The sequence below is a fragment of the Mycobacterium sp. TH-M15 genome (assembly GCF_057473705.1).
This window is the reverse complement of the sequence record NZ_JBYCLB010000336.1, coordinates 1-3,444: the sequence shown is the minus strand read 5'-3', so window position 1 is coordinate 3,444 and position 3,444 is coordinate 1. Positions and strand designations below refer to the sequence as shown.

4 protein-coding genes and 1 pseudogene are annotated in these 3,444 nt (G+C 69.8%); all 5 read left to right on the top strand.

Translation table 11 applies throughout. The features are described 5' to 3' along the window. On the top strand, positions 1–305 hold a 305-nt coding region (locus AC2VNT_RS08170; protein ID WP_486946376.1), incomplete at its 5' end, for a Jag family protein. Positions 306–389: 84 nt separating this feature from the next. Further along, positions 390–1,109: a 16S rRNA (guanine(527)-N(7))-methyltransferase RsmG gene (rsmG, locus tag AC2VNT_RS08165; protein WP_486946375.1), complete on the top strand. Its 720-nt coding sequence runs from the start codon at positions 390–392 to the stop codon at positions 1,107–1,109. Next, on the top strand, positions 1,106–2,107 hold the full coding sequence (locus AC2VNT_RS08160; RefSeq protein ID WP_486946374.1) for a ParA family protein: 1,002 nt from the start codon (positions 1,106–1,108) through the stop codon (positions 2,105–2,107). The genes rsmG and AC2VNT_RS08160 overlap by 4 nt, the downstream gene beginning before the upstream one ends. Beyond that, a complete protein-coding gene (locus AC2VNT_RS08155; RefSeq protein WP_486946373.1) occupies positions 2,104–3,105 on the top strand; it encodes a ParB/RepB/Spo0J family partition protein in 1,002 nt (333 codons plus the stop codon). Before AC2VNT_RS08160 ends, AC2VNT_RS08155 begins: the two co-directional genes overlap by 4 nt. A gap of 243 nt (positions 3,106–3,348) precedes the next feature. Further along, positions 3,349–3,444, top strand: a pseudogene (locus AC2VNT_RS08150) (acetyltransferase); the annotation flags it as partial.

Here is a 3,444-nt window from a genome sequence, read left to right as displayed (position 1 = left end):
GCACGGGCGAGGTTCTCGACGCGCTCCAGGAGCTGACCCGCCTGGCGGTGCATCAGAAGACCGGCGAGCGCAGCAGGCTGATGCTCGATATCGCCGGCTGGCGCCGTGGCCGGCGCGAGGAGCTGACCCGGCTGGGTGACGAGGTGGCGCGACGGGTGCTGGCGAGCGGCGAGCGTGAAGACCTGTCCCCGATGACGCCGTTCGAGCGCAAGATCGTCCACGACGCGGTTGCCGCGGTGGCCGGAGTGCATAGCGAGAGCGAAGGGGTCGAGCCGGCCCGACGCGTCGTGGTCCGTCCGGACTAGTCGACCGGCATTCGCGAGCCACCATCGGGCCGTCAGCGACGACGGAAATTACAAGCACGTAGTTCGTCAGCGCCCGATCGGAGGATGTTTCACGTGAAACATATCGGGGAGTTGGCCGGCGAGGCTGAGCCACCGGCGGCGGCCGGGGCGGTTTTCGGCGACCGGTTGCCGCTCGCCCGACGCTTCGCCACGGTGCTGGCCGGCCCGGCGGTGCAGCGGGGGCTGCTCGGGCCTCGCGAGGTGCCGAGGCTCTGGGATCGCCATCTCCTCAACTGTGCGGCGATCGGCGAGCTGCTGACCGAGGGGGAACGCGTCGTGGACCTCGGCAGCGGCGCCGGACTCCCCGGTCTCGTGCTGGCGATCGCCCGGCCGGACCTTCGGGTGGTGCTGATCGAACCGCTGCTGCGCCGGGCGGTGTTCCTCCGCGTGACGGTGGGGCAGTTGGGCCTGGGCGACGTGACGGTGGTCCGGGGGCGGGCGGAGGAACGGTCGGTGCGGGACGACGTCGGCGCGGCGGACGCGGTGGTCTCGCGGGCGGTGGCGGGTTTGGACAACCTCACCAGGTGGAGCCTGCCGCTGCTTCGCCCGGGTGGTCGGATGCTGGCGATGAAGGGGGAGCGGGCACCGGAGGAGATCGACGAACACCGGCATGTGATGATCGAATTGGGAGCCGACGACATCAGGGTGGTGAAATGTGGCGTGAACTATTTGACCCCGGCCGCAACCGTGGTCCTGGCGCGCCGCGGAGCGCCCCGCCGGAGTCGGCGCGGCCCCACGGGGCGGTCGGCTCGGCGGCCGGGATGACCGGGCCCGTCGATCCGCCGGGACCGGAGAACGCGCGCAAGGCCGACCCGGCCCGGCCGCCCGGCCCGGGGCCCGCACATCCGCCGTCGCCGCATGTTTCACGTGAAACATCGCCGGAGTCCGATACCCCGATCGGCGCCGCGGCGGAGCGCGCGATGAACGTCCTGCACACCACCCACCGCCAACTGCCCCGGCCGGCTCGCCGCCGACTCTTCACGGTGGCGAATCAGAAGGGCGGCGTGGGCAAGACCACCACCGCGGTGAACCTGGCCGCCGCGCTCGCGATCCAGGGGATCAAGACGCTGGTCATCGATCTCGATCCGCAGGGGAATGCCAGCACCGCGCTGGGCATCGCCGACCGTCAGTCCGGCACGCCGTCGTCCTACGAGGTCCTGCTGGGCGAGATCCCGCTGCGGGCCGCGGTACGGCGGAGCCCACACAGCGAGCGACTGTTCTGCGTGCCGGCCACCATCGATTTGGCCGGCGCCGAGATCGAGTTGGTCAGCATGGTCGCCCGGGAGAACCGGCTGCGCACCGCGCTGGCCGAGCTGGACAGCTACGACTTCGACTACGTATTCATCGACTGCCCGCCGTCGCTAGGACTGCTCACCATCAACGCGCTCGTGGCGGCGCCGGAGGTGATGATCCCGATCCAGTGCGAGTACTACGCGCTGGAGGGCGTGTCCCAGCTGATGCGCAATATCGAGATGGTGAAAGCTCATCTGAACCCACGCCTCGAGGTGACCACCGTGCTGCTGACGATGTACGACGGACGAACCAAGCTCGCCGACCAGGTCGCCGACGAGGTTCGCCGGTACTTCGGCCCCAAGGTGCTGCAGTCGGTGATCCCGCGCAGCGTCAAGGTGTCCGAGGCGCCGGGTTACAGCATGACGATCATCGACTACGATCCCGGTTCGCGGGGTGCGATGAGCTACCTGGACGCCAGCCGGGAACTCGTCGCACGCGACCGACCGCCGGCTCGGGAGGGAAGACCATGACTGGAGCCTCGCGCAGGAAGGGCGGGTTGGGCCGCGGCCTGGCGTCGCTGATCCCGACCGGCCCGGCGGACCCGGCGGCGGACCCGGCCGCGCAGCCGGGGCTGAGCCCGCGGATGGGTGACGCGGCTGCCGACGTCGTGCTGGGCGGGACATCGCAGCGGGGTGGCGGAGTGGGTGCGGTTTACCGGGAGATCAGCCCGGCGAAGATCGAGCCGAACCCGCGCCAACCTCGCCAGGTCTTCGACGACGAGGCGCTGGCCGAACTGGTGCACTCGATCCGCGAGTTCGGGTTGATGCAGCCGATCGTGGTCCGGGCGCTGCCCGCCGACGGCCGGGATCCGGCCGGGCCGCACTACCAACTGGTGATGGGGGAGCGGCGGTGGCGGGCGGCCCAGCGGGCCGGGCTAGACGCCATCCCGGCGATCGTCCGGGAGACCGACGACGACAACCTGCTGCGTGACGCCCTGTTGGAGAACATCCACCGGGTCCAGCTGAACCCGTTGGAAGAAGCGGCCGCCTACCAGCAGCTGTTGGACGAATTCGGCGTCACCCATGACGAGTTGGCGGCCCGGATCGGCCGGTCCCGACCGCTGATCACGAACATGATTCGGCTGCTGCGGCTGCCGATCGCGGTGCAGCGGCGGGTGGCTGCGGGCGTGCTCTCGGCCGGGCACGCCCGGGCGCTGCTGGCGCTGGAAGCCGGCCCCGAGGCTCAGGAGGAGCTGGCCGCGCGGATCGTCGCCGAGGGGCTGTCGGTTCGGGCGACCGAGGAGGCGGTGACCCTGGCGAACCGCGACGGCGGCCCGACACCGGCGCAGCCGAAGCGCAAGCCGATCCAGATGCCGGGCCTGCAGGACGTCGCCGAACGGCTCTCGGCGACCTTCGACACTCGGGTCACGGTCAGCGTCGGCAAGCGCAAGGGCAAGATCGTCGTCGAGTTCGGGTCGGTCGACGATCTGCAGCGCATCGTCGCGCTGATGGATGCCGGAGTGAAATGATGCCGATCGTGGACACCGGGTAATTACGTCACTGTGACACCGGATCGTGTACGGCGGCCGCCGAAGCCGCGGATCCGTCCATTCGGGAAGCGAATAATGTTGTACCCCAATAACTTTGACTTGGAGGATGGCCCGGAAACCGGAACCGGGCCGATCGTGGCCGGCCGGGGAGCGACTCTCCTATCCTGAAAGCGGTGCCGGGTGCGACAGTAACCGGCGACAACATCGTGAACCGGGAGTCCCGTGTCGATTCGAATAACGCCGCTGCGGCTCGAAGGCTTCGAGCGGTTGCCCAAGTATGCCCGGCGGTGTGTTTTCTGGGAGGTGGATCCGGAGACC